This window comes from Patescibacteria group bacterium, assembly GCA_038064855.1.
Taxonomy (GTDB): Bacteria; Patescibacteriota; Minisyncoccia; order Ryanbacterales; family GWA2-47-10b; genus SICQ01.
In genome coordinates this window covers 83889-110310 of the sequence record JBBTSE010000002.1, presented here as the reverse complement: position 1 = coordinate 110310, position 26422 = coordinate 83889, and the positions used below count along the sequence as shown (strand labels likewise).

General features: G+C 47.9%; 40 protein-coding genes. 2 read left to right on the top strand and 38 right to left on the bottom strand.

Going from position 1 to position 26422, the window contains the following annotated elements:
- Positions 1-181 precede the first annotated feature (181 nt).
- From AAB417_01070 to AAB417_01045, 6 genes are read right to left on the bottom strand one after another with little or no spacing between them, the layout of a single operon-like run.
- Positions 182-808 (bottom strand): uracil-DNA glycosylase, encoded by a 627-nt coding sequence (locus AAB417_01070; GenBank protein ID MEK7630609.1) that lies wholly within the window; start codon positions 806-808, stop codon positions 182-184.
- Positions 805-1902, bottom strand: a complete 1098-nt coding sequence (locus AAB417_01065; GenBank protein MEK7630608.1) for an aromatic amino acid transport family protein — start codon at positions 1900-1902, stop codon at positions 805-807. Before AAB417_01065 ends, AAB417_01070 begins: the two co-directional genes overlap by 4 nt.
- Positions 1903-1909: 7 nt before the next feature.
- On the bottom strand, positions 1910-2491 hold the full coding sequence (locus AAB417_01060) for a hypothetical protein (GenBank protein ID MEK7630607.1): 582 nt from the start codon (positions 2489-2491) through the stop codon (positions 1910-1912).
- Between the two features lie 13 nt (positions 2492-2504).
- Positions 2505-3854, bottom strand: a complete 1350-nt coding sequence (locus tag AAB417_01055; protein ID MEK7630606.1) for an MBL fold metallo-hydrolase — start codon at positions 3852-3854, stop codon at positions 2505-2507.
- On the bottom strand, positions 3847-4242 hold the full coding sequence (locus AAB417_01050) for a hypothetical protein (protein ID MEK7630605.1): 396 nt from the start codon (positions 4240-4242) through the stop codon (positions 3847-3849). Before AAB417_01050 ends, AAB417_01055 begins: the two co-directional genes overlap by 8 nt.
- A gap of 3 nt (positions 4243-4245) precedes the next feature.
- Positions 4246-4836, bottom strand: coding sequence for a nucleoside-diphosphate kinase (locus AAB417_01045; GenBank protein MEK7630604.1), 591 nt, complete (start codon positions 4834-4836; stop codon positions 4246-4248).
- Between the two features lie 42 nt (positions 4837-4878).
- Here AAB417_01045 and AAB417_01040 point away from each other — a divergent pair, with 42 nt between their 5' ends.
- A complete protein-coding gene (locus AAB417_01040; GenBank protein ID MEK7630603.1) occupies positions 4879-6504 on the top strand; it encodes a hypothetical protein in 1626 nt (541 codons plus the stop codon).
- Complete coding sequence (locus AAB417_01035) at positions 6501-7835, top strand: HAMP domain-containing sensor histidine kinase (protein ID MEK7630602.1); 1335 nt, start codon at positions 6501-6503, stop codon at positions 7833-7835. Before AAB417_01040 ends, AAB417_01035 begins: the two co-directional genes overlap by 4 nt.
- On the opposite strand, the gene AAB417_01030 is transcribed toward AAB417_01035, so the two are convergent.
- From AAB417_01030 to rpsC, 32 genes are all read right to left on the bottom strand, one after another.
- Positions 7832-8683 (bottom strand): ComEC/Rec2 family competence protein, encoded by an 852-nt coding sequence (locus AAB417_01030; GenBank protein MEK7630601.1) that lies wholly within the window; start codon positions 8681-8683, stop codon positions 7832-7834. The genes AAB417_01035 and AAB417_01030 overlap by 4 nt on opposite strands.
- 4 nt (positions 8684-8687) lie before the next feature.
- Positions 8688-9761: a ComEC/Rec2 family competence protein gene (locus tag AAB417_01025; GenBank protein ID MEK7630600.1), complete on the bottom strand. Its 1074-nt coding sequence runs from the start codon at positions 9759-9761 to the stop codon at positions 8688-8690.
- Positions 9762-9826: 65 nt separating this feature from the next.
- Positions 9827-10270 (bottom strand): ribonuclease HI family protein, encoded by a 444-nt coding sequence (locus AAB417_01020; protein ID MEK7630599.1) that lies wholly within the window; start codon positions 10268-10270, stop codon positions 9827-9829.
- A gap of 4 nt (positions 10271-10274) precedes the next feature.
- Positions 10275-11075: a hypothetical protein gene (locus AAB417_01015; GenBank protein MEK7630598.1), complete on the bottom strand. Its 801-nt coding sequence runs from the start codon at positions 11073-11075 to the stop codon at positions 10275-10277.
- A 7-nt stretch (positions 11076-11082) separates the two neighbouring features.
- Positions 11083-11868, bottom strand: a complete 786-nt coding sequence (locus AAB417_01010; protein MEK7630597.1) for a hypothetical protein — start codon at positions 11866-11868, stop codon at positions 11083-11085.
- Positions 11869-11883: 15 nt separating this feature from the next.
- Positions 11884-12525 carry a hypothetical protein gene (locus AAB417_01005; protein MEK7630596.1) on the bottom strand — a complete coding sequence of 214 codons (642 nt, stop codon included), beginning with the start codon at positions 12523-12525 and terminating at the stop codon, positions 11884-11886.
- A gap of 17 nt (positions 12526-12542) precedes the next feature.
- Positions 12543-13022, bottom strand: coding sequence for a hypothetical protein (locus tag AAB417_01000; protein ID MEK7630595.1), 480 nt, complete (start codon positions 13020-13022; stop codon positions 12543-12545).
- 7 nt (positions 13023-13029) lie between these two features.
- Positions 13030-14175 (bottom strand): phosphoglycerate kinase, encoded by a 1146-nt coding sequence (gene pgk, locus AAB417_00995; protein ID MEK7630594.1) that lies wholly within the window; start codon positions 14173-14175, stop codon positions 13030-13032.
- Positions 14154-14906 (bottom strand): triose-phosphate isomerase, encoded by a 753-nt coding sequence (gene tpiA / locus AAB417_00990; protein ID MEK7630593.1) that lies wholly within the window; start codon positions 14904-14906, stop codon positions 14154-14156. Before tpiA ends, pgk begins: the two co-directional genes overlap by 22 nt.
- A 4-nt stretch (positions 14907-14910) precedes the next feature.
- Positions 14911-15927, bottom strand: coding sequence for a galactose-1-phosphate uridylyltransferase (gene galT, locus AAB417_00985; protein ID MEK7630592.1), 1017 nt, complete (start codon positions 15925-15927; stop codon positions 14911-14913).
- Positions 15928-15932: 5 nt separating this feature from the next.
- The gene (locus tag AAB417_00980; GenBank protein ID MEK7630591.1) at positions 15933-16667 is read right to left on the bottom strand and encodes a dolichyl-phosphate beta-glucosyltransferase; all 735 of its coding nucleotides are present in this window, start codon (positions 16665-16667) and stop codon (positions 15933-15935) included.
- A 5-nt stretch (positions 16668-16672) separates the two neighbouring features.
- On the bottom strand, positions 16673-17068 hold the full coding sequence (ruvX, locus tag AAB417_00975; protein MEK7630590.1) for a Holliday junction resolvase RuvX: 396 nt from the start codon (positions 17066-17068) through the stop codon (positions 16673-16675).
- 2 nt (positions 17069-17070) lie between these two features.
- Positions 17071-17541, bottom strand: coding sequence for a hypothetical protein (locus AAB417_00970; GenBank protein MEK7630589.1), 471 nt, complete (start codon positions 17539-17541; stop codon positions 17071-17073).
- Positions 17542-17672: 131 nt separating this feature from the next.
- On the bottom strand, positions 17673-18434 hold the full coding sequence (gene map, locus AAB417_00965; GenBank protein ID MEK7630588.1) for a type I methionyl aminopeptidase: 762 nt from the start codon (positions 18432-18434) through the stop codon (positions 17673-17675).
- Positions 18431-19123 carry a nucleoside monophosphate kinase gene (locus tag AAB417_00960; protein MEK7630587.1) on the bottom strand — a complete coding sequence of 231 codons (693 nt, stop codon included), beginning with the start codon at positions 19121-19123 and terminating at the stop codon, positions 18431-18433. The genes map and AAB417_00960 overlap by 4 nt, the downstream gene beginning before the upstream one ends.
- Positions 19124-19151: 28 nt before the next feature.
- A complete protein-coding gene (locus tag AAB417_00955) occupies positions 19152-19391 on the bottom strand; it encodes a hypothetical protein (protein MEK7630586.1) in 240 nt (79 codons plus the stop codon).
- The gene (locus AAB417_00950) at positions 19384-19626 is read right to left on the bottom strand and encodes a type II toxin-antitoxin system prevent-host-death family antitoxin (protein MEK7630585.1); all 243 of its coding nucleotides are present in this window, start codon (positions 19624-19626) and stop codon (positions 19384-19386) included. The genes AAB417_00955 and AAB417_00950 overlap by 8 nt, the downstream gene beginning before the upstream one ends.
- 30 nt (positions 19627-19656) lie before the next feature.
- Positions 19657-19929, bottom strand: coding sequence for a hypothetical protein (locus AAB417_00945; GenBank protein MEK7630584.1), 273 nt, complete (start codon positions 19927-19929; stop codon positions 19657-19659).
- Positions 19930-19991: 62 nt separating this feature from the next.
- Entirely contained in the window at positions 19992-21251 is a 1260-nt protein-coding gene (gene secY / locus AAB417_00940; protein ID MEK7630583.1) for a preprotein translocase subunit SecY, read from the bottom strand.
- Between the two features lie 2 nt (positions 21252-21253).
- Positions 21254-21652, bottom strand: coding sequence for an uL15 family ribosomal protein (locus AAB417_00935; protein ID MEK7630582.1), 399 nt, complete (start codon positions 21650-21652; stop codon positions 21254-21256).
- The gene (locus tag AAB417_00930; protein MEK7630581.1) at positions 21624-22151 is read right to left on the bottom strand and encodes a 30S ribosomal protein S5; all 528 of its coding nucleotides are present in this window, start codon (positions 22149-22151) and stop codon (positions 21624-21626) included. The genes AAB417_00935 and AAB417_00930 overlap by 29 nt, the downstream gene beginning before the upstream one ends.
- A 4-nt stretch (positions 22152-22155) precedes the next feature.
- Complete coding sequence (rplR, locus tag AAB417_00925) at positions 22156-22503, bottom strand: 50S ribosomal protein L18 (protein MEK7630580.1); 348 nt, start codon at positions 22501-22503, stop codon at positions 22156-22158.
- Between the two features lie 3 nt (positions 22504-22506).
- Complete coding sequence (gene rplF / locus AAB417_00920) at positions 22507-23061, bottom strand: 50S ribosomal protein L6 (GenBank protein MEK7630579.1); 555 nt, start codon at positions 23059-23061, stop codon at positions 22507-22509.
- Positions 23055-23450: a 30S ribosomal protein S8 gene (rpsH, locus tag AAB417_00915; protein ID MEK7630578.1), complete on the bottom strand. Its 396-nt coding sequence runs from the start codon at positions 23448-23450 to the stop codon at positions 23055-23057. Before rpsH ends, rplF begins: the two co-directional genes overlap by 7 nt.
- Positions 23444-23629, bottom strand: coding sequence for a type Z 30S ribosomal protein S14 (locus AAB417_00910; GenBank protein ID MEK7630577.1), 186 nt, complete (start codon positions 23627-23629; stop codon positions 23444-23446). The genes rpsH and AAB417_00910 overlap by 7 nt, the downstream gene beginning before the upstream one ends.
- A 28-nt stretch (positions 23630-23657) precedes the next feature.
- Positions 23658-24197 carry a 50S ribosomal protein L5 gene (gene rplE, locus AAB417_00905; GenBank protein ID MEK7630576.1) on the bottom strand — a complete coding sequence of 180 codons (540 nt, stop codon included), beginning with the start codon at positions 24195-24197 and terminating at the stop codon, positions 23658-23660.
- Between the two features lie 8 nt (positions 24198-24205).
- Complete coding sequence (gene rplX / locus AAB417_00900; protein ID MEK7630575.1) at positions 24206-24523, bottom strand: 50S ribosomal protein L24; 318 nt, start codon at positions 24521-24523, stop codon at positions 24206-24208.
- A 4-nt stretch (positions 24524-24527) separates the two neighbouring features.
- Positions 24528-24896, bottom strand: a complete 369-nt coding sequence (gene rplN, locus AAB417_00895) for a 50S ribosomal protein L14 (GenBank protein ID MEK7630574.1) — start codon at positions 24894-24896, stop codon at positions 24528-24530.
- A 9-nt stretch (positions 24897-24905) separates the two neighbouring features.
- The gene (rpsQ, locus tag AAB417_00890) at positions 24906-25151 is read right to left on the bottom strand and encodes a 30S ribosomal protein S17 (protein MEK7630573.1); all 246 of its coding nucleotides are present in this window, start codon (positions 25149-25151) and stop codon (positions 24906-24908) included.
- Positions 25148-25336: a 50S ribosomal protein L29 gene (gene rpmC / locus AAB417_00885; protein MEK7630572.1), complete on the bottom strand. Its 189-nt coding sequence runs from the start codon at positions 25334-25336 to the stop codon at positions 25148-25150. Before rpmC ends, rpsQ begins: the two co-directional genes overlap by 4 nt.
- A gap of 10 nt (positions 25337-25346) precedes the next feature.
- Positions 25347-25760: a 50S ribosomal protein L16 gene (rplP, locus tag AAB417_00880; protein ID MEK7630571.1), complete on the bottom strand. Its 414-nt coding sequence runs from the start codon at positions 25758-25760 to the stop codon at positions 25347-25349.
- 2 nt (positions 25761-25762) lie between these two features.
- Positions 25763-26422 (bottom strand): 30S ribosomal protein S3, encoded by a 660-nt coding sequence (rpsC, locus tag AAB417_00875; GenBank protein MEK7630570.1) that lies wholly within the window; start codon positions 26420-26422, stop codon positions 25763-25765.

The window sequence follows — 26422 nt, the reverse complement described above, 5'->3', positions numbered from 1 at the left end:
ACGGGCTGGCATTACCGCCTGTCGGCTTTGCCACAGCAGAAAAGGTCCTAAGAATAAGGCGCTTTCTGCTGTGGCAGAGTTCGCAAGTAAGTATTTAAAGATCTTTCTGCATTATACTATATAAAAACTAATATGTCAATGTCCCCCCTTTCCCTCTATTTTTAAGGCTTTTTTGAGCTGGCTAGAAAAGAGAGACTTGAGACGATTCTTCTTCGGAAGATTTTTTTGTTTGAGTAACTTCTGGTTTTATTACCTCAACCTCGCCCGATACGATCATAGGAAGTTTTGTAAATGTTTCTTTAAATTGATTGAGCACGGTCGTACCGCGCAGCGCCGCCGCCGGATGAAACATGGGCATCACCTTGTACTTGCCGACAACAAATATTTTTCCTTGGTCACGAGAAATTTTCGCGTCAGGCAAAAAATAATTCATAGCAAACCTGCCGAGCGGTACAATAATGCGCGGGCCTATAATTTCAATCTGACGCGCGAGATATGGTTTGTATGCCTCGATCTCTTCAGATAATGGATCTCTATTTTCTGGTGGTCTGCGTTTTACGATGTTTGTAATATATACCTGTTCTCGGTACCAACCGATGCTCCCGATACATTCAGTAAGAAGCTCGCCTCCCCTGCCAACAAACGGGCGGCCGAGCCGATCTTCGTGAAAACCGGGTGCCTCGCCGATAAATAAAACCTCGGCGTCCTCGTTGCCCTCACCAAAAACCAAGCGAGCTTCCTGTAGCGGGAGTGTAGTATCTTTTATCATTTCTTGCTCGAGGTCCGCGAGCAATTCTTTTTTGGTCATAGCACTCCTGTAGTGCGTATCAATTCAAAGGCGGCACCGGCCGCAAGTGCGAGTGCAATACCGCCTGCGATAATCCATTGGGTACCAAGCACGCGACGCGCGAGAAGCGCAATAATAACTCCCTCAACGCCAACTCCGACTGCACCAATAATATCGATGAGTAAAATGAAACTTCTGACACCCGCAAGATATATCGCGAGAGGCATAAATGCGGTGAGCGCCCACGCAACATACGACGAACGCCCGAGATCATATTCAAAGGTATACTTCAACTCAAGTCCGAGTGCTATGTATGAAGTGATGACAGCAAGAAGCCCGAGCAATGTCCCTACGATGTACGCACGGTGACCAATGCTCACGGCAAGGACTGAGAGTGAATCATGCGAAGGCACGCCACCCGCAAGCCCGATAATCGTCAAACTAAACGCGGCATAAATTAATATCGCAATCACACTACCAGCGATGATCACGGGAAATATTTTTTTATGCGCCGAGGTGCCGAGCGTGTCAATAACCTCTGGTATCACTGATGCACCAGAAAGTGCGAAAAGAAAAATGCCGTAGGGTAGGAACCAATCGCCATGACCTCCAAATGAAACTGCTGAAAAATCAAACTGCGGCCACCATATGAAAAAGAAAATGAGTGGCAAAAACACTTCGGGAAGCGTAAGCACAAAATTGATCGTACCGATGCGCGAGAGGCGAAAAAGAATAAGTGGCGAAACAAGAATAAAAAAAGTGATAGCGAGCGTTGTCTCAGACAACGGAATGATGTGCGCAAAAAAATCGCCAATGATAATACCGTACGCGAGTAAAAACCCCCAATACGCCCCTAACCGTGAAATGAGCGCTATCCAAAAACCACTCTCGCCCAGATACTCGCGCGCGTACCCAGGGAGACGCGCGTGTCTGCGGTCTTTTAAAATAACACCTGCGTACAGCGCGTGCGTGAGCGTAACCAGCACCAGGACAATACTGGCATGAACAAGCGACCAACCAATACCCGCACGCACAATGGTATACGGTAGGGCAAACATACCAGCACCGATAATCATGCCCGCGAGCAGTCCGATCGCTTTGAGCGTACGGAACATAGAAATCCTATACGGTGCTTACTTTTTCTCGCTTGAGAAGCGCTATAAGCTTGTCTATAAGTTCTTTAGGATCGTCGGAATACACAATAAGCGGGTTGTCTTTTGCTCTGTGAGACTCGGCGATGACCTCGTCAATCAATTCAGTTGTACCGCCGGTACCCGTCAAGATGCCAATGGGTTTTTTGTCTTCAAAAGCAATGGTAAATTCGTTGAGTGTGCCCATACGACCGCAACCAATGATAACGGCATCGGTCGAGCGCGTAAGTAGCAAATTGCGCCCCGACATGCCGGCTCCGGTATAGATAATCATATCGAGATAATCGAGCGGTAAGTCAAAAACCTCACGATGCTCTTTTTCGGTTGCCGCCGGTGAGATACCGATAGTTGCCCCGCCCGCTTCTTTGGCGCCAATGGCTGCCCAGTACGGAAAACCTGTGGTGGCACCGTTTACCAAGATACCTCCTCTCTGTGCTATCTCACGGCCGATTGCTTTTGCTTTGTCGAGAGCGTCTTCCGAACAGTGACCTGTTTCTGCCGCTCCTGACACACAAAATTTGAGTTTCAGATGATTGTGTGTGGATGTATCCATGCCTCAAATGGTATCAGAACTCAAAGACCTCTCCAAGGCGTGGAGCATGCGAATGGAGACCCAAATAGTCACGAATACGCTGTGAAAGAAAAAGTGCGGCCGATGGCTCGCCTTGTACGACAAATACTTTCTCAAGTGTATCTACATTTTGCTGAACAAAATCCAAAAGCATATTAGTATCAGCGTGCGCCGAATACCCATGGATCGAACGGACCTCAGCGTGTACCGAAACCTTCTCACCCATGATAGTCACCTGCCGCTCACCGTCCATAATGCGCCGCCCGACAGATCCCGCGCCCTGATAACCAATAAATAAAATAATACTATTTTTGTCGTGGAGGTGGCGCTTCGCATGATGTAGTATGCGTCCGCCCGTCATCATACCCGCGCCCGCTAAAATCACCTTGGGACCGCGAACATCATTGATAGCTTTCGATTCATCAGTGGTAAGCGTGCGATGGAGCCCTGGAAATTGAAAAAGATCATCACCCGCCTTAATGAGCGCTTTGGCGTCGGGACTAAAATAGCTTATGTGCTTGCGATAGACATCAGTCGCGCGAATGGCAAGTGGGCTGTCGAGATACACGGGGATGCGCGGCACGCGTCCGTGCTCCATCAAATCATTGAACTCATAGAGAAGTTCTTGGGTGCGTTCAAGCGCGAACGCAGGAATCATCAGCGTGCCGCCGCGCTTTGCGATATCTTCAATCGCTCGTTCAAGCTTTACTTTGCGCTCGCTGTTGTCTTCGTGCACACGGTCACCATAGGCAGATTCGATAACCATCATGTTCACACCTACGATTGATTCGGGTGGGTTGAGAAGCGGCATCGGCGTATTACCCAAGTCTCCCGTGAATAATATTTTTTTATCACCAATCTCAAAGAGCACCATGAGAGACCCTAAGATATGCCCCGCCTCATAAAAAGTAACGCCGATATCGCCCACCATAAAACGCTGGTGGTATGGCACGGCCTCCCAGAGCTTGAGCGCGCCTTCAACATCTTCCATGGCGTAAATCGTCTTCTCTCCGTTGCGCGACGCCTCTTTCTCAAGCACGCCAAGACTATCTTCGAGCATGAGCTTGGCAAAATCTTTTGTAGGTGGAGTTGAAAAAATCTTTCCCTTGAAACCGTATTTAATAAGTTTGGGGATGCGCCCGGTATGATCGATATGCGCGTGGGTTACAAAGAGCGCATCAATAGTCGCCGGATCATAGGGAAATTCGTTTGCATTGCGTGCCGCGCAAAAGCGCGGGCATTGAAACATACCACAATCAACCAGTACGCGAGTCTTTTCTGTCTCGATCAGATAGTTCGCGCCGGTAACCTCTTGAGCTCCTCCGCAAAAAGTAATTTTAAACATTACTCTTAGTATACCGATTCGCAAGCATGACGACTAGCACTGCGGCGCTCACATCAAAGAAAAGATCCATGAGTGTATCGAGAATCCAGAGCGAATCAGAAAAACTCGCCTCCCCTACGCCAAAAAATGGCACGCTAAACATATACTCAAGTACTTCCCAACCGATGCCGACAAAAAAAACAAAACCTATGACAGTGAGTGACTGTGTGTTTGCCCTCACTACTAAAAATAGAGACGCTACCCATGCGCCACCGGCAAAATGCAGTATCCAATCAAGCCACCAAAATTGATTGTACCAATCGTACTCAGGCATGATGCTCGCCGCGTGCAATCCTAAAATCGCTACGAGTGATAGCAGGAGTACGCCGAGGCGAGACGCCATCGTCATGCGTTAAAAAGTAAGATCTTCTTCAGAGCGCTTATATCCGTGGATTTCTTTGGGTGTAAACCAGAGAGCCATCTCGTGTGCCGCCTCCTCAGGCGTTTCTGATGCATGGACAAGGTTATGTACTGATCGCTTCTCGCGGTTTGCAGACGCTGGAGAGTCTACCGAAAAATCGCCACGGATCGTACCCATCTCTGCGCTCGATGGCATGGTATTGCCAGCGATTTTGCGAACCATATCGATGGCGTGTACACCCTCAACAATCATCTTTACCACAGGGCCCGATGCCATAAAATCGAGAAGCCAGCCGCGCACCATAGGGCCAATCTCTTCGGGCTTTTCGGTGCCAAGCTCTTTAATGGGATCGTAGCCGTATTTTTTATAAGTATTAAGCGTCTTCTCGCCGATACGCGTCACCCATGCCGGATCCTTCGGATAGTGATTATCAAATTTGTCGCGACCGGGAGCAGTCATCTGCATGGCGATAATCTTTAGATTGCGTTGCTCGAGACGGCGAATAATCTCACCGGTAAGCCCGCGCTTTACGCCATCGGGTTTTACCAAGAGAAAGGTGCGTTCTTCTTTCGGATGTTTCATAGATTCGTATATAATAATATAGTAAGTCCAAGCATAGCATACATGCGCACTTTTTCAAGATTTTTTATCGTCACTGCCGTCACCGGAATTGGACTTGGTGGATGGTTTTTTGCCTTCGCCCAAACTTCAGGAACTGGGCCTTTGCTCGAAATATCTGGTGGCGAACTGTCCGGCATGGTTCCCGTACGCGTCATCACGCTCGCCACAATACCTGGACCAGTCAGACTCTTTTTAGCTCCACCGCAAATATTACTCGGAGAGCTTACTCGCTCTACTACCGATCCAAATCGGTGGGAATATGTATGGGATACCACCCAAACTCCCGATGGCGCCTACCAGCTCATCGCACGAACCCAAACCGGCGCCGAGGTGTCACGGCCCGTTATCATACATAACGCTACGCAAAGCGGCCCTGGATCTGATGCGACCACTCAACCGCCACCTCCAACGACAACCACTTCAGGCAATACGACACCGCCTCCGCCAACGATTGCACTGCCACCACCTCCAACGACTTCGCGACCTGTTTTTGTCGAGCTCTCTCAAACTGGCGTCGTGCACGACGCACTCTATATCTCACTATCCATAGAAGAAATTGATAGTGTAGAAATTTTTATGGGCAAACTATCAGAAGGAGAAGGTCGTATGATCGGAAGAGCAGAACGAGCTCCTACAAATCCAAGCCTGTGGCGTTTTCATCTTGATACAAAACAATATGACAATGGTCTGTATGGTGTTGGTGCAAAAATACAATCAGCCGGAAGTTCTTTTTGGGCAAAAATTGGCGAGATAACGATATTAAACACAGCACCACCCCCTCCGACAACACAACCAATACCCGCTCAACCTACACACACACCCGTACCACCTACTAAACAAGAACCGCCCGCAGAATACATCCGACCATTCACCAACACCGAGAAAGACGCCATCAAGCGCCGCATTCGCGATGATGTCAGTGTACTTACAAAAACCATAGAAGCGATTGATAACCGTCCTCAAGAGACCTTGCGACTACCAGATTCGGACGGCGACGGCATTACAGACTATGACGAGAAAAATATCTATCAAACAAATCCAAATACCAAAGACACGGATAAAGATGGCATCAATGACGCCGTAGAAATTTTCTCGAGCAACGATCCGAACAACGCGACAGCAAACTCAATCTCCTACGAGAGCCCAAAAAACGCTGGTACGCCGCGACCGGAGATTCTTGTCGTCGCCGATATTATACCCATACTCACCCCTGCCCAAACCATAGATAAAATAATAGTAACTGGTCAGGCGCCCCCGTATAGTCTCGTTACCCTCTATATCTTCAGCACGCCTTTTGTCGTTACCGTAAAAACAAACGCGGAGGGCGCGTGGGCGTATACCTTTGATAAAGAACTTGCCGACGGCAAACACGAAGTCTATGCCACCATTACCAACAGCAAAGGATCAGTGCTCGCAAAAAGTGATCCGGTGCCGTTTATTAAAACAGCAAACGCCATCACCAAGACACCCGCCGTCGCCCAGACAACGCGCGCTAAACCAAGTATTTATGGCAAACATCCAACTTCATTTATCGTGGCGCTTGTTGCCGCTACCATCGGCGTAGCACTTATCGTCGTTGGACTCGTTGTGCGACGACGACGCGCCCAGGCAATACTACCACCGCAATGATCAATCCGTTCTCACGATTTGTAGGGCGTGGAGCTGCGTTTGTGCGTGACAACCCACAGATTGTCTATACACTCTTTTTAGTTATCGTCATCCCCCTCGCGTTTTTATGGACCGCGGAAAAATTTCTCCAGGTCAGCGCGCGCAATCAAGAACGCCTTGAAGAAGATCGTATCGGCACGATGCATGATGTCTTTGTAGGATTCGTGCGCAATCATATGGATGATACAGAATTTCTCAATACGCGCATCACGGAATTTTCCCGCCAAAACGAATCATTTATAGAAACTCGCGTGACACGCTACCCCGATCACACTATCATCGCATCAAACAACGCCCGTGAGGTTGGATCTATTGATGACCGATATACGGGCTACTATGAGCTTGCGGGAGCACAGAGTGAGACTTTGGTATTTGAAGAATTACAAAACAGCATTCGCCACCGCCCCGCGTTTCGAGCGATTGTAGATACCAACGGACAAGTGCTCGGCCATCTTATGACTAACACTTCGATGGAGCATATCGATATATTGTCGGCGCAAAATATTAGACGCGCCTATCTCCTCCTTGTAGCCATCATCGTTGCACTCATATTGCTACTCGCGCGTCACGCGCGCATCGTCGACTACACGGTACTCTATCGCCGTCTTAAAGAACTTGATCAGATGAAAGATGACTTTATCTCAATCGCCTCTCACGAGCTTCGCACACCTGTCACCGCGCTTCGCTGGCAAATTGATTTATTTACTGACCCCAACAACAACGGAGCGGTGACCAAAGAAAGTTTGCAAACATCGATTGATCAGCTCAACCGACTTATCGAAGATATTTTGGATGTCTCCCGCATCGAGCAAGGGCGGACAAAATTTGAAATCCATGAAAATGAAATTACGACACTCATCGAGCAAACAGTTACCTCTCTTGGCGCAAGTGCCAAACAAAAGAATCTTACCCTCACCTACGACAAACCTGAAAAAATACGCGCCATGGTGGACCCTGACCGCTTTCGCCAAGTCATCACTAACATCGTCGGCAATTCTATCAAATATACTCTTGCGGGATCGGTGATCGTCACTGTCGCCCAAGAAGGATCAAAAGTAGTCATACGCGTACGCGATACGGGTATTGGTATTTCAGCTGATGAGCAGCAAAATCTTTTTCAAAAATTTTATCGCGTCAAATCGGCGGAGACACGAAGCGTTGGTGGTACCGGCCTTGGCCTTTGGATCACCAAGCAAATTGTAGAGACTATGGATGGCCGCATCGCACTTGAATCAATGAAAGGAGTAGGATCGACATTTATCGTCTCCTTCCCTCTCGCTAAAAAATCTTAACATCCTTGCCACCCGGAGCTACCCGCAACAAAACAGAGTCGCCCATTAATATCAGTACGGAGTAGGCGAGCGCCTGTCTTAGCGAGGCGGTCGAGCGCTTCTTTATGTGGATGCCCGTACCGATTACTTTCCCCTACTGATATGACAGCAACATCCGGGGCAACGCGTTGCAAAAATAAATCAGTCGAAGAATTTTTTGAACCGTGGTGCGCTACTTTTAAAACATCGCTTTGCAAATCAACACCCGAAGCAAGTAGGCGAATCTCATCATCACGCTCGATATCTCCGGTCAGCAATACTTCACTCTGGCCATATACAAGCCGTGTGACAATCATGACATCATTTGCTTTTGATGTTGGCTCGTCGCGTTCGCCGAAAGCGGGTCCCAAAATATCAAGATGCGCACCACCTCCGAGCACCAAACGCTGGCCCGCTACAGCGATATGCCTCACGCTGCCCTCGTCTTTAATAAGCGCATCGAGCTCGCGCCATATCTTAGTATCAGCAGTCATGCCGTTTTCTATTACCATACTGACATCGTATCTTCGCAATACTTCAGTAAGCCCGCCGATATGATCAGCATCAGTATGTGTGGCAATCACCACATCGATCGAACGATCATAGATGGGCATGACCGCGGCAAGCTCTCCTAACACACGCGAACCGGCGCCTCCATCAATGAGTATCTGCGCACCTGTTGGCGTTTCAATAAAAATCGCATCGCCCTGCCCAATATTTAAAAATACTATTTTGAGCTTACCGTCTGATCTTGTAAGAACAACATACCAAATAGCTATCGCCACAAAACTAAGACTTATCAGAACAACAATCTTCCAGCGCTTGATCATAGTATTAGTATAACTGACTAAACCACTCAACAATAAAAAGCTGATACCTCAACACAAAAGTTGCCGGCAGGCCAACAAACGCCGATATACTACCAGCAAAACTGCCGACCAATCCTCCGACAAACGCAAACGCCATGGCGAGCGGCATCGTGATAATGATGAGTATATTTGCCGGTATCGAGACTATCGATGGCAACCCAAAATAAAAAATGATCAGCGGCAATGTAGTGATTTGTGCCGCGATAGTGGTTGCGAGTGCTTCGCGCGCGCCAAATCTTTTTGGCACAAGCGAAAACAATGTATCAAAGTACGGCACTAAAAATATAATACCCGCGGTAGCGGCAACTGAAAGCTGAAACCCAATATCACCAAATAAAATCGCGGGCTCCCACCAAAGCATTAAAACTACTGCATACAAAAGCGCTCGCCCTGCCATATATTGATACCCCGCGCGGCGTACTATCAATACCAACACACCCATGATCGCGGCGCGTACGAGTGAGCTTGCAGCTCCCGTAGCGATAACAAAAAAGACAATGCCGAGTACGGGCACGGCGACGCCGTGCGAAAGTGTACCAAGGTACTGGGCGATAACAGTTACATTATAACCCGAGAGCGCGGTCAGGTGCGAAGTGCCTGTTCTACGAAATACTTGGCGTAGCTCATACGGCATGTCGCTACGATCACCCAACAAAATACCTTTGGCGTACGATGCCTCGGGTTCGGGCAGGGCTACTTCGAGTCCATTCGCAAATAACTTACGCGCGTATTCGAGTGGCGGCGCGATACTAGTAAAAAAAGAAAAAGTATACGCATTGCCACCAGCACGCACCACGCCGCACAGAAAAAACCCCAACACGACGGCTGTGATAAAAACTTTGCGCGAGAAAAAGGCGCCCGTGATACTGGCGCCAAGTAAAACTGACAATAGTACAAATAACGCATGCAGCGCCCACGCCTGCAAACCGCACGCGATACCTACCACAAACGCGAGTGCGCTCCACAACGCCACATCGCGAGATGTGAGGTATTGTGCAAAAGAAATGTTTGTGCTATTTGAGCGATCTTTGGAGTACATTAATATATTTCAAATCCGTTCTCCAACCAAGCGCACCAAATAGTATAAATTTTCTTTTGAGGATTTTAGAGTAAAGATTTTTGTACTCCGCTATCAAGTGCTTCGTTGACCATGCGGTCAGCGTCCTTGTTTTTCTCGCGTGGCACATGTGTGAAAGTCACCTCACCAAAATCAATCATCAGATTCCATACCTTGAGAAAGAGTGGGATAATGTTTTCATTTTCCACTTTGTATTCATGACAGAGCTGGCGGCACGCAAGCTCTGAGTCCATGCGCACCTCGATGTGCATCGTTTTTGTTTTGTCTTTACCAAAAAGTTGCTTTGCCTTTTTGAAGGCAAAAATAATCGCCTCGTATTCAGCTTCGTTATTGGTCCGTACACCGAGCGGCTCGCCGTATGCCTTGGTCACCTGACCCCGCTCGTCGACAAACGCCACCCCGAGTGCCGCCGGCCCCGGATTGCCCCGCGACCCCCCGTCAGTGTAGACAACGATTTTTTTGTTACTCATATATCTAATTTGGACAATTGAAACCCTTTATCTCCTTGCCAACAATAGGGCGCGAAAAACCCTCGGAGTCAACACACCATTGGTTAAGTAGCTCACCGCTACTAGATCTTTCAAATGGATTCTTGAGAAACCCCGAAGCAACCCACTGTGAAGGATTTTCTCTCCCCTTGTAATCATACTGAAATTTCGGTTCTCCATGCTGCGAATAACAGATATGGTCGGGCAAGTCTTGACCTAAGGCAATTTCAAGTCCAGCCCATCTTTCTGCTGGAGTATTACCATGTACGATAGGGTATTTTGCTCCATGACTATCGTAATAAAGCTCCATAGTTGTGCGTAATGAAGAAAGAGTTCTCTTTATCTGACAATCATGGCCGCAACTCGCATTGGCAACAAATGTCAAAAAAGAAAATATGCTTAGCAGAGCAACTATATATATGATATGTTCAACTACTCGCCTGCCATCTTTACCACCCCTCAGCGTGGTATAAATTAGCAAAAATACTGCGAGTACAAGGGTGATAACTGGTAAAAAGTAAATATAATATTTAATCTGATGTAAAATATTTGACCACTTTTGCCACTCTGACAATCGAGCTAGATAACAGGCTGAGTAACCATCGGGCGGGAGAAATACTAAGGCACCAATAAACAATATGGGAAGAAGCAACGCAAAAACATAAAACGATTTAATACCTTTTGTAGAGCTTCTAATATTGTCTCGTAAACGCCGAGAGAAAAGGGGCCAATAAAACACCAGCGCTACAATGCCAAGTTCTAGTAAGAGATAGACAACTCTTTCCATTGTTGTATTATGACAAATATCCTACCTGGCGCAACCAATAATTGTTTTCCCACTCCCACAGAGTTTTGGCGGCGTTAAACGCTTTCATATCATTGAAATAGTATGGGAACTCGCGCATCTCGACAACACCCTCTACCTTACCCCAATCATGCCGATCTTCTTCACAAGTCTTTTTACCATTGGGGCGAATCTTGGCCCGACCACCTTTCTCACGCAGTTTTGACCCACACAGCGTACATACTTTGTGCTGATCGATACGCAAGATCCATCGCGTCTCAATTTGGCGTGGTAATTTGAGAGCAAGCTTTACATCATACTCTTGGAGCGCCTGCACATACGCTGCTGTCTGCAAATTGTATTCAGGATAAAACCCTGTAGAAGTTTTGATATCGAGTACACCAAACTTGCCATCAATCTCTGCTAGAGCATCAACAGTCCCTGCGTAGCGCTGACGCCCTGACCAAACCTGCTGCTCAATATATGCGGGGTGGAAAAAAATCTTCCGCTCTTCGTAAAACTCTTGAAACTTATCGACCGCTGGCTTTATTGATTTGGGGATAGTCACCTTCTCGCCTACCGCCAACTTTTGCACTGTCTCGTGCACGAGTGTTCCCTCAAGCGCTGACTTTTCTTTGACAGCTTCAGCGGCCTCAAAGGAACCCATCTCGCGGAAAAAGTTTTGGAGTGCTGGCTTTGACTTAACTTCGAGGATTTTTGTGACGCGCGGATACCACCGCCCCCCTATCTCGTAGCCGTTTTTTTCTTTAAAATCGTTGCCATCAATATGCCGCATTTGGGCAGTATAGCACTATTTCTTGGGCTCGAAAAAGGTGAGGGAGGAGAGAATGACCTCCGAACTTCTATCATTGCCTGGATCTATTGTGACAGAAAGAACTTTATTTTGTTCGAGACGAAAAAGCACTTCTCGTTCTCCAATAAATGGGCCTGAATCCGGCTTACAATCATAAGCCGTTTTGCCTAATAATATTTTTGAATCGCAATGATCCCAAAAACCGGCTTGATTCACCTCGTCATCAACTATTTTCTGAAATAGGTTAAACCCTGGCGTTGTTATAAGAATAATATCCATTGATAAATCATACCCTACTGTTTTCTCATCAGTCTGGAGAAATATTGATACTCCTTTTACTGGAAGTCCTTCTTTTGTATCATCAATGGCTTCTTGTTCGAATTCATATGCTTCTGGGTACTTAAACATAAACCCATACTCTTCGTTACGATAAGTCTTCCAGCCTGCAGTATTGACAACATCGTCCGCGTTGTGGGCGGGCGTGGTACCGGTGACTCCTACTGGCTGGTCGAAATATCTTGTGTCTTCTTCTATAAGATATGTCTGCGCCGCATAGTAGACAACGAGTAAAATCGCAAATGCGACAAGAATAAAATAAAGAAACCAGCGATTGGGATGAAGGGTTTTGAGCAAGATCATATATCCATTTTACACTATTAATCGACGCAGAGAAGGCCTTTGACCTGCCCTTGGCGCACAAAATAATTGCACCCCAAACTTAAAGTCTGTGTAGAGCATTGCCCCTCCATAAATAGAGCTTGCCCTGATGAGAGTGTCTCTTTGTCACGCACCGAAAGACTTGCCGCGCAATCGCCCTGACACTCGGCCGAATCGCTGCACGCTTTTCCCGCATCAGCGGTCTTTACATTGCACCTGCGTACAATCGTATCACCAAAAAATCCCCAATCACCACCCTGATCCGTACATTCGAGTTCGGTCCGCGCAGTGCCAACTTGTTGCTGTGGTGCTGGGTGTTTGCGCTTTGCGCGAAGTGAATAAAAAAGCTCATCGCCAGTAAACTCATATTCTTGGCTGATAGAAAAATCCGTAATCGCCCACAAAAGACCGAGTGCTACCATGATAGGTAGCACTACGGCCCAGAAAAACCAACGGTTGGGGTGAATGGTCTGAAACATACTAGTATTATCCCACGCGCGCCTTGCTTTTGCGAAGCGCATCAATACCTGGCAAGGTGCCGTCGGCCAAAAAGTCGAGCATGGCACCACCTCCAGTAGAAACATGGAAAAAACTTTTACCAATACGCATCTGGTCGAGTACTTCGAGCGTATCACCGCCGCCAATAATAACTTTGCCCTTTGCGCGCGCAAGTAATCGTAACAAGTCGCGTGTTCCCTGATCGTGCCCGCCTTCCAAATAACCTAGCGGGCCGTTCCACAAAATAGTTTTGGCGGTACGCACAATATCCCCAAGTACTGCGATGGTCTGGGGGCCAATATCATAGATACAATCATTTTTACCGATCTCGAACGCGCTCTCTACCCTACCCTTGTCTCCCAAACGCACATCAAATGGCAATATGATTTTTTTAGACAATAAAAAGTGCTTTTGAATATCTCTCAACGCTTTTTTCTCGTACAAAGATTTACCTACCTCCAAATCATGTGCGGCCAAAAAAGTATTGGCAAGCACGCCGCCAACAAATACCGCGTCTGCACGCGGTACAAATTTTTTGAGAAGCGCAAACTTGGTATCAAATTTTGCCCCGCCCACTATCACCAAAAAAGGTTTTGAGGGGTTGAGTACATGTGAGAGCTTTTCTACCTCGCGCCGAAAAAGAGGGCCCGCATACGACGCGAGATATGTTGGGACACCAACGATTGACGCATGATCACGATGAGAGACACTGAATCCTTCGTTTATATAGAGATCACCAAATGATGCGAGCAGACGGGCAAACTGTGGATCATTTTTTTCTTCACCTTTATGAAAACGGATATTTTCGAGCAGTACAATATTTTTTTCCGCGAGCATTCGGATCTTTTCTGCATCATACGAAGCGTCAAAAGTAACGGGCGCGCCGAGCATTTGCCCGATCTCACGCGTGAGCGGTTTAAATGAAAGCTGATGCTTTTTCTCATCTTCAATGTGCGCGAGAAGCACGATGCGCGCACCGCGTGCCCGCAATAGTTTGATAGTAGGCACGGTGTGCTTGATGCGAAAACTATCTTTGATACGGCCACCCTTGAGCGGCTCGTTGAAATCAACACGCACAAGTGCCGTCTTGCCCCGAAGATTTTTTGGTATATCTACGAATTGGTATTGGCGCATTGGAGTATCGCTATAAATGATTTGGGGTTAAGGCTTTCGCGACCCACCAACAGCCCCGCGATATCACGCTCGACAAGAAAACTCGCGGCATTTTGCGGTGAGGTAGACCCGCCGTATAAAACGCGGAGCGATTTGGCGCGTGCCGAGCCAAATCGTGCGGCTACCGTTTTTTTAATAAAAAGCGCTGCCTCTGCGGCATCTTTAGGAGTCGCCGCTTTGTGTCCCGCGCCCACCGCCCACAGAGGTTCGTAAGCAATCACCAAACGCCCCGCCTCCGCTTGCTTTACAAGCAAGAGCGCTCGCTCAAGCTGCCCGCGAATAACCGAGAAAAAAATGCCATCTGGATCGCGTGCGTCTTCACCGACACATAGAATGGGAGTAAGTTTGGTGTCGAGCGCGCGGCGTATTTTTTTGGCAATCATGTCATCAGTCTCGCCCAACGCCCGTCGCTCCGAATGACCGATGATGACATATTGTACTCCGAGACTTTTGAGCATCGGACCTGATACTTCACCAGTATACGCACCGTCCTTTTCCCAAAAAATATCCTGCGCGCCAAGCGCAAAAGAATTTGAGCGCGGGGTAAGTGCAAGATACGGAAATGGAGGCACTATCACTACATCAGTATGCTTGAGTGCTGCTTTAGCGCGCGCAAGTTGTGAAAAATAGCTTACTACACTCCCCTTATCCACGGGATTCATTTTCCAATTGGCTACGATGAGTTTTTTCATATTATTATGCCGCCCGTAAATATTCCGCCGCCGCCTCGGGTGAAACCTCGACTACACGGATGCCAGCGCCATGTTCTACCCCACCGAGTGTAGATGTCTTGGGAAATATTTCGACATGCCAGTGATAGTAACGATAATCTTGCCTGTCGACAGGAGCGGTATGAATAAAAAAATTGTACGACGCATCGCCGATGACTTTTTTGAGACGGCGAAGCGCCGCGGTGAGCGCGTCGGCAAGATAGAGCCGCTGTTCTTCGGTTATTTCTTCAAAATGTGAATTGTGCGCTCGAGGAAAAATGCGAAGCTCGAAAGACGCGTGTGGCGCATAGGGTGTCATCACCACGAACTCGTTGTTGCGATACACGAGGCGCTCGCCGGAAACTTCTTCTGCTTCAATAATCTCGCAATGCACGCAGGTAGCTTTTTTCTCAAACCACGCGCGGGATCCTTCGATTGACCGCAACACATCATGTGGTACAAACGGCAACGCCAAAATCTGCGAATGCGGATGCCAAATGGATGCGCCCGATGCCGCCCCATGATTATGAAACACTAAAACATAATTCAAACAGTCTTCATCTTTGTGCGCCAAGATTCTATCTTGATACGCGCGCACCATGAGCTCTGCTTGTTCTGGTTTCATGTCCGCCAAAAAAGTATTGTGATCGCGTGGGATTACTACTTCATGAAAACCGACCGCTAACATATTGCGTACAAGTCCTTCACCGGGCGGCACAGGGCAGATACCATGATGTTTGGTAACCAACGGATATTTATTGGGGATCACCTGCAGTGCCCATGTTTTTGCTATTGATCCCTCCCCGCGCTCACCGTCCTGCCCATACCATATAAGTGGTTCGCCATTGTCTGCTTTTTGCGGATCTTCAAAGGGACAATCTTTTTTTGGCGTTGGTTTGCCAATATCAAGATTGAATTGGTTGGGTCTATGCGCGCGACCAGGAGCTACGAGCACCCAGTCTCCGCTCACAGGATTTTGCCGGAGTTCTGAAGACTGATTCATAAAGATTATTTGTCGTACTGTCTCGTGATAAGCCCCCACCGAATCTTGACCGTCTCCCACAGTACGCCGATGTATCCTGAAAGTTTTACATGGCTCGCCGTGTCATTGACCCAATACGCATCAACAATAGCGATCGAAAAACTAAAATGCCGCGCAAGTGCGAGCGCCTCAATATCAAACCCCCACCTGTCAATTTTAGAAACGGTAAAAATTTTCTCTGCTGCTTTTTTATTAAATGCCTTAAACCCGCACTGGGTGTCCCAAATGCCATAGACAGCAACAATCTGAATAAAGAGATTGCCCAAATCGCCCATCATGCGTTTTGCAAACGGTTGGGGTACGGCTTGCCTCGCGCCTGGCGCGTCTTTGGCATCACGCGAGCAGATAACGATATCTTTGCCGGCATCAAAGAGTGGCTTCATCTTGGCAAAATGCCCGATGTCGGTCGAATTGTCAGCGTCGGTAAAAAGACGAACTTGCCCGCGGGCGGCGAGCATCCCCTCGCGCACCGTATACCCCTTGCCGCGATTTTGCTTACGATCAATGACGCGAACATTGTCTTTGCCCAACGCGAACGTCTGTGCCACACCAGCAGTGCCGTCTTTTGCGCCATCAATAGCAATAATAACCTCCCAAGAAAATGACTGCGCTTTGAGCCACTTTTCTATAGCTGCAAGAGTAATGCCAATGCGTTTTTCTTCGTTGTATGCGGGTATAATAACTGAAAGATAGGGCTCCATGTCCCTTATAGTAGCATATTTTTTCGCCGCTCCAAGTAGCTTTGGAGGATAATGGCGGCCGCTGACGCGTCAATCGCGCCCTTGGTACCCCCCTGCCGCGTTACCTCACTCGACGACAAAAATTCATCTTCAAGCTCGACAGGCAAACCGAGCGATTCGAGATCTTTTGCAAACGCGCGCACCGTGGCAGTCATATCAGTATCGTGCATATCACCGAGAGCACGCGGTAAGCCCACTACAATGCATGCAATCTCTTCTTTTTTTACTAAATCACCAATATCATCTACGAGCCGCTTGGTATTTTCAATGATTTTATGCGGAAACGCCATCGTGCCCGCATCATCAGAAAGCGCGAGTCCTACGCGCTTCCCACCATAATCAATACCGAGAAAACGAGTCATGATCAACCATTTTTTACTTGAGCATTTTCACTAGGACAAATAGTCCAGCCAATTGCCGATGCCATCCCTGTTTGCCAAACAATGTAAAGTACACCGTATTCGGAGAAGACACTTTTTAGGAAAAGAATATGAATATCAGTCAAAAAAGAAAGCGCAAGAACTCCGCCAAGAGTAGTGAGTAATAAAAATGGGATCGGTCTTATTTTTACAAGACAGTATGAGAATGCGGTCAACATGAACATTGCCCCAACACAACCTGCAATAAAAAACATAATCAACGAAAGAGGAATTTCCGCAAAATAAAGCAAAATGACAGAACAATAAGCGATCATGTATGCACCCCCGGAACCAATAATCCAAAGGATGATGGAGCGGGCATTGAATCGTCTCTTATATAATAAAAATGGCATCGCCATTACGATACCGAATATAAACCCTGGAACATAAATAGGATATAGATCTGCCCAATCCAAGCTTTTAAATATATCCAGATTCAAAACTACCAGCCCAACCGACGAGATCAGCCCGGACAGAAGACCGAAGCACCCAAAAAGAAGTGACCCCCTCACTCTACTTTTCATTGATCTAATCGTAACACAAACACCTAAATAATAGTGATAATCTCGGCGCCGTTTTTGGTTACTAAAATAGTGTGTTCAAAATGTGCGGCGGGCTTTTTGTCGCGTGTTGACCACACCCAACCGTCTTTGCTCACTTTGATTTTTGGCGAACCCAAAGTCACCATGGGTTCGAGCGCGATGACCATGCCTTCTGATAAAACTTCGCGTGTGCCACGCTCACCCCAATTGGGGATTTCAGGGTCTTCGTGTACCTTATCACCCACACCATGTCCTACAAGTTCATGTACCACGCCAAATCCCTCACCTTCTACATAGGTTTGTACTGCTTCACCAATGTCACCGATATGCGCGCCATCATGCACGACACCGATACCAAGCTCGAGGGCGCGGCGAGTAACCTCGATCAATTTCTTTTTGTCGTCAGAGATATTGCCAACGGGTACCGTAATCGCCGTGTCAGTAAAAATGCCCTCGTACTGCATACCAATATCAAGACCTACAATATCACCCTCTACTAAAATCCGCTCGCCCGGAATCCCGTGCACCACCTCATCGTTTACTGATACGCAAAGCGTCGCGGGGTATTTCATCTTTGTCCCTTCGGTTTGATAGTTTTTAAACGATGGCGTCCCTCCTGATTTTTTTATTAACTCTTCAGCAAGACAATCAAGCGCACCAGTAGTAACACCGGGCGCTACCCGATCACGCACGGCTAAAAGAACCGCGGCAAGGCGCTTACCACCTTCTCGAAGACTCGCGAGTTGTGCATCATTTTTTATTTTCATGTATTGATACTTGCAATCTTTTTCTGCACACGCTCGCAAATCTCTTCGGGCGTCCCTTCGCCAGATACATCAAGAACCTGTACACCAAGCGCTACTGCATAGGGGATAATTTCCTTGGTGTGACGCATATACTCGATAAGACGCTTTTCTATGATATCTTCTTTGTCGAGCACTCTCTTCATAAGTTCGCCTCCGCACACGGGGCAAAAATCCATCGCGTCATTTTCAGGATTTGAGATGAGTGGCTGACCACATTTTTTGCACACACGGCGGCGTGAATTACGATTGATGGAAACTTCTGCCGGCACATCGATATGCACGATCACCAGAGCCCCATCGCCGTAGAGATTTGATAAAAATGGGATGATAAATTCCGCCTCGTCTCTCGTGCGCGGAGATCCTGACAAAATGATACCGAATCCTTCGTGTGCTATTTTTTGGATACCGTCAGTAATGATCTGCATCTTGAAATGCGAACCTGTCAGAAGCCCTTTTTCAAAGCGTTCACGCTCGAGCTGTATCTCGGGTTCATCTTTTCGCCTTGGATCATAGAGCGCGCGCTCAATCGCGCGACCCGTGTCAAAATGACGATATCCGGGTTTTGATTCAGAAAAAAGTGTCGCCTGTGTGCCTTTGCCAGCTCCCGGCGGGCCGATGAAGATGATAACAGCAGGGCGGGGCGGGGTCATGCCTCTAGTATTGCATGCTCTCGTATTTTCACAAATTGTAGGTCTTCTCGCCACGACGCCTAATATACACGATGCGCGTGACGGAATCGTCTTGAAAAAATACTATACGGATATTTCCCTTTCGTACACGAAAAAGCTTGTATTCATCTTTCAGTTTCTTTACATCAAGATCACGAGTATCGTTTGATAACACTTTTTCGATGATATGATTGACAACTTCCCGCTCTTTTTGGGAAAGTTTTCGTAGAAACTTTTCAATCTTATCCACGAAGCTTCTTCAACACTCTCAATACATCGGTTGCGGGAACGCCTTTTGGATGAAGCGTGCGGAAATCAGCGACTGTCTCCCACACACCTTCATCGCCCCATTCATCAACAGGAACCATTTTAAAAATAGGCTTTGAGCGGCGAACTACCACAAAAGATCGCCCCTTTTGAACTTGAGCGATGTATTTATCAGCATCTTCTCGTAACTCCTTAAACCCCACAATATTTGTTTTCATACACAAAGTTTATCTTAAGATAATCTTTTGTCAAGGGAAGTTGCGTCCTAAAAAATTAGTATCAATATACATATCAATGAACACTACGCCCAATACCATGAATAACAAGGAAAGAATAAATAGCACGATATATTTTATTCGTTGAGGATTTTCTTTTGACTGAGACGCCTTACTTGCAAAGTATATTCCGAAAGAAGTGCCAATCGGGATGATACTAGCGAACAACCCCATCCAAAAAGAAACGCTGAGGGTTGCAAGAATGCCTATACTTAACAAGATTGCCCGCTCCGCACCTTTACTCATATCACAATAGTACCCTTAAAAAACGAATTCTACTAATGATGGGAACTCGTTTTTAACGGCATCTAGTCGTATTCTCGAAGAGTCATCTGCGCGCGCACTTGCTTGATGGTTTCAATAACCACCGAGACTACGATGAGGAGCGCGGTACCACCAAGAGCGAGCGCTTGCGTACCGGTGATCGTTTGCATGGCGAGCGGCAAAACCGCGATAGCGCCCAAGAAAAGTGCGCCGACAAGCGTGATGCGTGTAATGAGTTTGCGAAGGTAGTCAGAGGTTGAAGGACCAGGACGAATGCCGGGAATGAACCCGCCTTGTTTTTGCAAGTTTGAAGAAATGGCGTCAGGATCAAATGTCACCGATGTATAGAAGTAAGTAAACAAAAATACCAGCAAGAAATACACGCCCCCATAAATCCATTGATTGCTTGCAATGTTCAAGATTGTGGCTCCCGCACTCGCGATCGCCGGATATTTTGACGATGCAAACATCTGACCGATGAGTGACGGGAAAAGTAAAATCGAGATCGCGAAAATGATTGGAATTACGCCAGCTTGGTTTACACGAAGTGGAAGATAGGTCGAAACACCACCATACATCTTCATGCCGCGCACACGCTTGGTATACGAGATTGGGATCGGTCGTTCTGCCTCGGTAATGATAACAGTGCCCGCGATGATGAGGGGTGCTGCAATCAAAAACGCGAGGATAGTCGGTAATTGTGAAGCATCATAGGCAAAAAGTGTCTGCCCAATACTCGAGGGGACGCCTGCTACGATACCAGCAAAAATCAAAAGTGAGATACCGTTGCCGATGCCATATTCGGATACCACCTCGCCAATCCACATAAGAAAGATTGCGCCTCCGGTAACCACTATCAAATTGGTAAACAAATCAAAACCACCCAGCTGACCAATCTGATTTTGCTGTACCAAAAGCGCCAAAAGCGCGTATCCTTGGAGAAACGCGAGAGGAACCGCAAGCAGGCGCGAATACTGATTGAACCTTTTGCGGCCTGCCTCCCCGTCTTCTTGATACATCTCTTTGAGTGAAGGAAAGATCATAGTGAAAAGCTGCATGATGATAGACGCGGTGATATAGGGCCCGACGCCAAGCATCACAATCGAGACATTGTCGAGTGCGCCTCCGGAAAAAATATTGAGAAGACCTAAAAAGTTACTATCAGAGAGGTCGCGTCGAATCCGTGGATCAAAAGCTGGTATAGGAATAATGGCGAGAAAGCGAAAGAAAGCCAAAAATCCGAGCACGACGAGGATGCGTCTGCGTAAATCCTTGTCTTTGAGTGCCTGCCACATATTTGCCATAGTTATTTTTGAAGATTAGCTGATATTTCGCAGCCTTTAATTGTGAACGCTGAAATAGTACCAGGGCCTACGATTTTGATAGCGGGAATCTTGCCACCTATGCGCTTGATAAGATCTCTTTTGTAGAGCTCTTTGGGAGTGATAGTCTCGCCCTTGCCAAACTTCTTTGCGATAGCTGAAAGTTTGATAGAGATCCGCATGCGCGGGATAAAGTACACGGCGTGACCTCGGCGCTTTGGAATCTTCATGATGACATCGCGCATCTCAGGGCGAATGCGGCGACCAGCGCGCGCTTTCTGACCCTTGATACCACGGCCGGAAAAACTACCGCGCTTACCGCCGCGTCCGATGCGTACTGCTTTTTTACGGGGGTTAGCCGTTTTTACGCTGTGTAATTGCATATGGTCGTAATTGTTTGAGTGCCAAAATGGCAGCTCGCGCATTGTTAAGCTTATTGGTCGTGCGCGACAACAGTTTCGCGCTCGCATTCTCAATACCGGCAAAATCAAGCACCGTCCGGATAGGGCCGCCTGCTACCAACCCGCGACCCTCTCGTGCAGGTTTGAGAAGCAACCGCGTCGCACCAAGCTTTGCCTCCACCTCGTATGGAATTGATTTTGATTTGGTGATTGGTACGACAATAACCGATGCGCGAGCGACGCGAAGTGCCTTCTCGATTGATTTCGCCGTATCGTTGCCTTTGGCAACACCGACGCCTACGCGACCGAGCTTATCACCGTAGACAACAGTCGCGCGAAAACTAAAGCGGCGACCGCCTTTCATAACACGCGCTACACGACGAAGATCGATAAGGCGATGATGCCCCTCTTCTACGGGACGCTCTCGGCGTGGTCGGTTTGGTGGTCGTCCTCCGGACCGTTGTTGTGGTTGTGGTGACATATAATTAAAATTCTAATCCTCCCGCGCGAGCCGCTTCGGCAAACGCGCGAACACGCCCATGATACTGATAACCTCCGCGATCAAATACTACTTTGGAAATACCCTTGACCTTGGCCTTCTCTGCCATAAGTTTACCGAGAGCTTTTGCGCGATCCTGCTTGGTGCCTTTGATCTTCATCGCCATGTCAGAAAGACCGACGAGCGTCTGACCTTTTTTGTCGTCGATGATCTGCACCTGAAGATAGCGAGAAGAACGAGAAAGAGCAAGGCGCGGACGAGCGTCAGTTCCTGATACCTTCGCGCGTACGCGGCGGTGGCGATTGGCAATGCGTTGTTTGGGTGTCTGTTTCATAGATTATGCACCTGTCGATGCCTTCTTACCCGCTTTTCTGCGCACGACTTCGCCCGCGTAGCGAATGCCTTTGCCCTTATAAGGCTCCGGCTTCTTGAGCGCACGAATCTCTGCTGCGGCCTTTCCTACTGCGTCCTTTGAAATACCTGACACCAAAATGGTGTTTTTCTCAACTTTGAGATCAACGCCGTCTGGTGCCGGAAAAAGAACGGGGTGGGAAAACCCGAGAGCTAATTCTACATCTTTACCTTTTTGCGTCGCGCGATATCCTACACCTTCAATCTCAAGCTTGATATCGTAACCGACCGTCACACCTTTTACCATATTGGCGATATGCGCGCGCATCGTACCCCAGAGCTTGAGCGCGTCGCGCGTTTGGTGCAATGGCGAGACCGTCACGATTTTGTTTTCTTCGGTGACACCAATATCAAAAGGAAGTGCGCGCCCGAGCGCACCCTTGGGTCCTTTGACTTCCACAAAACCAGCGCTGACCGCGATGGTCACACCTTCAGGAAGTACTACGGGTTGTTTGCCGATACGACTCATAATAGTTACCAAACTTCAAATAATACTTCGCCACCGACACGAGCCTTACGCGCCTCTTTGTCAGTCATCAACCCTTTTGAGGTTGAGATAATTTGTGCACCATACCCGTGTTTAATCGAATGGATCTCGCCGGCACCACGATACACACGGCGTGAGAGCTTTGAGATACGGCGCATGCCATCAATGCGACCCTCACCTTCTGGATTGTATGCCAAAGTTACTTCGATAAAACGCTTTGCGCGCTTGCCTCTTCGGTCGATCTTTTTAATATAGAAAGATTGCTCGAGAATTTTTGAGACCTCCCACAAAAATTTTGAATACGGAACAAGCGTTGATTCTTTGCCAACGGCTTGCGCGTTTGCCACGCGTACCAAAAAGTCTGAAAGTGGATCTCTTACCATGATGATTTTTTAATACCGGGTAGCATGCCTTCGTTGGCAAGTTCGCGGAAACAAATACGGCAAAGATCGAAATCACGCATATAGCCGCGCTTGCGGCCGCAACGAAAGCATCGGCGAACGAGTCGCGTCGAGAACTTTGGTTTGCGTGTTGCGCGTACGCGCACTGATGTTTTTGCCATATAAGGTCGCTCTAGTATACTGAAAAAATTACTTTTTAGCAAGCGGGAACCCGAGTAAACGAAAGAGAGTTTCAGCTTTTTGCTTCGACCCTGCATTGGTCACCACTGATACCTGAATGCTGTAGATACGGCGCACATCCTCACCGATCATCTCAGGGAAAATGATGTGCTCGCGAATACCCACATGCAAGTTGCCATGCTCGTCTACACATGAGAGCGGGATACCGCGAAAGTCGCGCATACGAGGAATCGCTGAGCCTACAAAACGGTCAAGAAAATCATTCATGCGTTTGCCACGCAGTGTCACGCGATAGCCCACCAGCGAGCCGACGCGCGTCTTGAATGATGCGATAGCAATGCGTGCAGGACGCTTTTGCGGTTTCTGGCCGGTCACTATTTCCAAGAAACGCGCCATGTCTTCGCGCTCTTTGTCATCTTTGAGTCGCCCTACACCGGCATTTACGATCACTTTAAGAATACGGGGAACGGCAAATACGCTCTTAACGCCATGTTCCTTTTGGAATGCCGCGATTGCTTTTTCTTTGTATATTTCTGAAATTCGTTTCATATAATCTCCTATGAAAGACTTGCCTTACATTTCTTGCATACACGCGACTTTACGCCTTCGTGTAATTCAAAACCTACGCGCGTTACCTTGCTACATGCGGGACAAAGTACTTGTACATTGGCCGCCCACACAGGATGGATGACTTTTACGCGCTGACCTTTCTGCCCGCCACGCTTGGCGCGTGTATGACGCATCTTTTCGTTGACACCTTCGACAACTACTTTTTCGAGATCGGGAAAGGTACGAAGGATCTTGCCTTTTTTACCATGGTCCTTCCCTTTCATGACGACGACAGTATCGCCTTTTTTGAGTTTGAGCGTGTTCATATGTTTAGAGTACCTCCTCCGCAAGTGAAATAATCTTGGTGTATCCGAGGTCACGCAACTCGCGCGCGATAGGACCAAAAATACGACCGCCTCGTGGCTCGCCCTTTGCGTCAATCACCACCGCCGCGTTGTCATCAAAACGGATGTACGAGCCGTCTTTGCGGCGTAATGGTGCGCGTTGGCGCACGATGACCGCGCGAACGATTTCTTTTTTCTTGAGAAGTTTGCGGGGTTCGGCTATCTGTACTGATGCAACCACAATGTCGCCGATGCGCGCATAGCGCTTGCGAGTACCACCGAGCACCTTAAATACACGGATGATGCGTGCACCCGTATTATCTGCTACTACCAATAGTGATCGTGGTTGTACCATAGAATCTCCTTATGTGGTTTGCTTTACCGCTGTCCAGCGCTTGTCGCGCGACATACGAGGAATCGGCATTAAGATGACCTTGTCCCCTTCTTTCAAAGAGTTGTCCTCAATATGCGCCTTATAGCGCTTTGAGACACGCATAAACTTATGATATTTGGGGTGTTTTTTCAAACGCGCAACCTCAACAACCACGGTCTTTTGCATTTTGGCCGAGACTACCGTACCTTTTAATTTTTGGATGTGTTTGGTAATCATGATTTTTTCTCTCCCATAAGTGTGAGAATGCGTGCGCGTTCTCGCTTTAATTCACGCACCTCTTTGACATTCTTGGAACGCGCGCGGAGGTGGTGAAAAGTGGACTCGGCGATCTTTTGATTGGTTGTCTTCAAAATATCGAGGAGTTCAGTATCAGTCTTTGTTCGTAATTCTTTTGCTTTCATATATATCTCCTTACCCGCGGATTACAAACTTGGTTTTGACGGGTAATTTGGCGCCTGCCTTGCGCATCGCCTCGCGTGCCGCCTCTTGGGTCATGCCGTCTACCTCAAAGAGTACGCGACCGGGACGCACAGGAAACACATAGTGGTCAGGCGCACCCTTACCGCCACCCATAGTTACTTCCGGAGGGCGACGCGTGATTGGCTTGTCAGGGAAAATGCGGATCCAGAGCTTGCCAGTCTTTTGCATACAACGCGTAAGGACCTTGCGAGCTGCTTCGATCTGGCGCGAGTTAACCCACGCAGCGCTGTCAGCCTTGAGACCGTATTGACCAAAAGACACTTTAACGCCACGCGTCTCAACAATGCGCTTGCGAGAGCGCCCCTTTTGCCATTTGCGATGCTTGACCTTTTTTGGGACTAACATAATTATTTCTCCTTGCGTCCTTTCTTATCATCGGCAAATACCTCGCCTTTATACAGCCAAACTTTGATGCCGACGGTACCATATGGCAATATGGCACGCTCTCTGGCAAATTCTACATCGGCACGCATGGTCTGCAACGGAATCGATCCGTCACGAAGCCATTCGACGCGACCCATCTCTGAGCCATCAAGACGGCCCGAGACTTGGATACGAATACCCTTGGCCGCGCCCGAGGTCATCACCTTTTGGATGTTTATCTTGAGTGTGCGACGAAACGGTAGGCGTTTTTCGAGGTCTTGTGCTACCAGACGCGCAACCGATGCGGCGTCACCAAATGGATTACGAACTTCCTCAATCGTGATGCGAAAATCTTTAATGGCAAACTTTTTGTGAATATCTTTTTTGAGACGCTCAATCCCCTCACCGCCACGACCGATCAAAAGACCGGGGCGGGGTGTGCGGATAATCACTTGCATGGCGTTGCGTGAGCGCTCGATCTCAATACCAGAAATCATCTGCACACGAAGTTTTTTCATCAACCATTCGCGAAGTGTGACATCTTCTTTCAAAAAAGTAGTGTATTGTTTCGTGTTAAACCAGCGTGAGCGCCAGTCACGAAGGATCCCAACTCTATGTGCGTATGGATGTACTGAATGTCCCAT

Bases quoted from the DNA above. Each gene is read 5' to 3' on its own strand.
- AAB417_00945 (MEK7630584.1), bottom strand. From the start codon at position 19,929: ATGAGTAAAGGTGCGGAGCGGGCAATCTTGTTAAGTATAGGCATTCTT.
- rpsQ (MEK7630573.1), bottom strand. From the start codon at position 25,151: ATGATTACCAAACACATCCAAAAATTAAAAGGTACGGTAGTCTCGGCC.
- tpiA (MEK7630593.1), bottom strand. From the start codon at position 14,906: ATGAAAAAACTCATCGTAGCCAATTGGAAAATGAATCCCGTGGATAAG.
- AAB417_01000 (MEK7630595.1), bottom strand. From the start codon at position 13,022: ATGTTTCAGACCATTCACCCCAACCGTTGGTTTTTCTGGGCCGTAGTG.
- AAB417_01070 (MEK7630609.1), bottom strand. From the start codon at position 808: ATGACCAAAAAAGAATTGCTCGCGGACCTCGAGCAAGAAATGATAAAA.
- rplE (MEK7630576.1), bottom strand. From the start codon at position 24,197: ATGAAACGAATTTCAGAAATATACAAAGAAAAAGCAATCGCGGCATTC.
- AAB417_01030 (MEK7630601.1), bottom strand. From the start codon at position 8,683: ATGATCAAGCGCTGGAAGATTGTTGTTCTGATAAGTCTTAGTTTTGTG.
- pgk (MEK7630594.1), bottom strand. From the start codon at position 14,175: ATGCGCCAATACCAATTCGTAGATATACCAAAAAATCTTCGGGGCAAG.
- rplR (MEK7630580.1), bottom strand. From the start codon at position 22,503: ATGAAACAGACACCCAAACAACGCATTGCCAATCGCCACCGCCGCGTA.
- AAB417_01050 (MEK7630605.1), bottom strand. From the start codon at position 4,242: ATGACGATGGCGTCTCGCCTCGGCGTACTCCTGCTATCACTCGTAGCG.
- rplX (MEK7630575.1), bottom strand. From the start codon at position 24,523: ATGAACACGCTCAAACTCAAAAAAGGCGATACTGTCGTCGTCATGAAA.
- AAB417_01025 (MEK7630600.1), bottom strand. From the start codon at position 9,761: ATGTACTCCAAAGATCGCTCAAATAGCACAAACATTTCTTTTGCACAA.
- AAB417_00910 (MEK7630577.1), bottom strand. From the start codon at position 23,629: ATGGCAAAAACATCAGTGCGCGTACGCGCAACACGCAAACCAAAGTTC.
- AAB417_01010 (MEK7630597.1), bottom strand. From the start codon at position 11,868: ATGCGGCATATTGATGGCAACGATTTTAAAGAAAAAAACGGCTACGAG.
- AAB417_00950 (MEK7630585.1), bottom strand. From the start codon at position 19,626: ATGAAAACAAATATTGTGGGGTTTAAGGAGTTACGAGAAGATGCTGAT.
- map (MEK7630588.1), bottom strand. From the start codon at position 18,434: ATGAAAATAAAAAATGATGCACAACTCGCGAGTCTTCGAGAAGGTGGT.
- rpmC (MEK7630572.1), bottom strand. From the start codon at position 25,336: ATGAAAGCAAAAGAATTACGAACAAAGACTGATACTGAACTCCTCGAT.
- galT (MEK7630592.1), bottom strand. From the start codon at position 15,927: ATGAATCAGTCTTCAGAACTCCGGCAAAATCCTGTGAGCGGAGACTGG.
- AAB417_01055 (MEK7630606.1), bottom strand. From the start codon at position 3,854: ATGTTTAAAATTACTTTTTGCGGAGGAGCTCAAGAGGTTACCGGCGCG.
- AAB417_01005 (MEK7630596.1), bottom strand. From the start codon at position 12,525: ATGATCTTGCTCAAAACCCTTCATCCCAATCGCTGGTTTCTTTATTTT.
- AAB417_01045 (MEK7630604.1), bottom strand. From the start codon at position 4,836: ATGAAACATCCGAAAGAAGAACGCACCTTTCTCTTGGTAAAACCCGAT.
- rpsC (MEK7630570.1), bottom strand. From the start codon at position 26,422: ATGGGACATTCAGTACATCCATACGCACATAGAGTTGGGATCCTTCGT.
- AAB417_00980 (MEK7630591.1), bottom strand. From the start codon at position 16,667: ATGGAGCCCTATCTTTCAGTTATTATACCCGCATACAACGAAGAAAAA.
- AAB417_00930 (MEK7630581.1), bottom strand. From the start codon at position 22,151: ATGTCACCACAACCACAACAACGGTCCGGAGGACGACCACCAAACCGA.
- secY (MEK7630583.1), bottom strand. From the start codon at position 21,251: ATGGCAAATATGTGGCAGGCACTCAAAGACAAGGATTTACGCAGACGC.
- rplN (MEK7630574.1), bottom strand. From the start codon at position 24,896: ATGGTACAACCACGATCACTATTGGTAGTAGCAGATAATACGGGTGCA.
- AAB417_01065 (MEK7630608.1), bottom strand. From the start codon at position 1,902: ATGTTCCGTACGCTCAAAGCGATCGGACTGCTCGCGGGCATGATTATC.
- rplP (MEK7630571.1), bottom strand. From the start codon at position 25,760: ATGTTAGTCCCAAAAAAGGTCAAGCATCGCAAATGGCAAAAGGGGCGC.
- ruvX (MEK7630590.1), bottom strand. From the start codon at position 17,068: ATGACTCGTTTTCTCGGTATTGATTATGGTGGGAAGCGCGTAGGACTC.
- AAB417_01015 (MEK7630598.1), bottom strand. From the start codon at position 11,075: ATGGAAAGAGTTGTCTATCTCTTACTAGAACTTGGCATTGTAGCGCTG.
- rpsH (MEK7630578.1), bottom strand. From the start codon at position 23,450: ATGGTAAGAGATCCACTTTCAGACTTTTTGGTACGCGTGGCAAACGCG.
- AAB417_01060 (MEK7630607.1), bottom strand. From the start codon at position 2,491: ATGGATACATCCACACACAATCATCTGAAACTCAAATTTTGTGTGTCA.
- AAB417_01020 (MEK7630599.1), bottom strand. From the start codon at position 10,270: ATGAGTAACAAAAAAATCGTTGTCTACACTGACGGGGGGTCGCGGGGC.
- AAB417_01040 (MEK7630603.1), top strand. From the start codon at position 4,879: ATGCGCACTTTTTCAAGATTTTTTATCGTCACTGCCGTCACCGGAATT.
- AAB417_01035 (MEK7630602.1), top strand. From the start codon at position 6,501: ATGATCAATCCGTTCTCACGATTTGTAGGGCGTGGAGCTGCGTTTGTG.
- AAB417_00935 (MEK7630582.1), bottom strand. From the start codon at position 21,652: ATGCAATTACACAGCGTAAAAACGGCTAACCCCCGTAAAAAAGCAGTA.
- AAB417_00960 (MEK7630587.1), bottom strand. From the start codon at position 19,123: ATGACCCCGCCCCGCCCTGCTGTTATCATCTTCATCGGCCCGCCGGGA.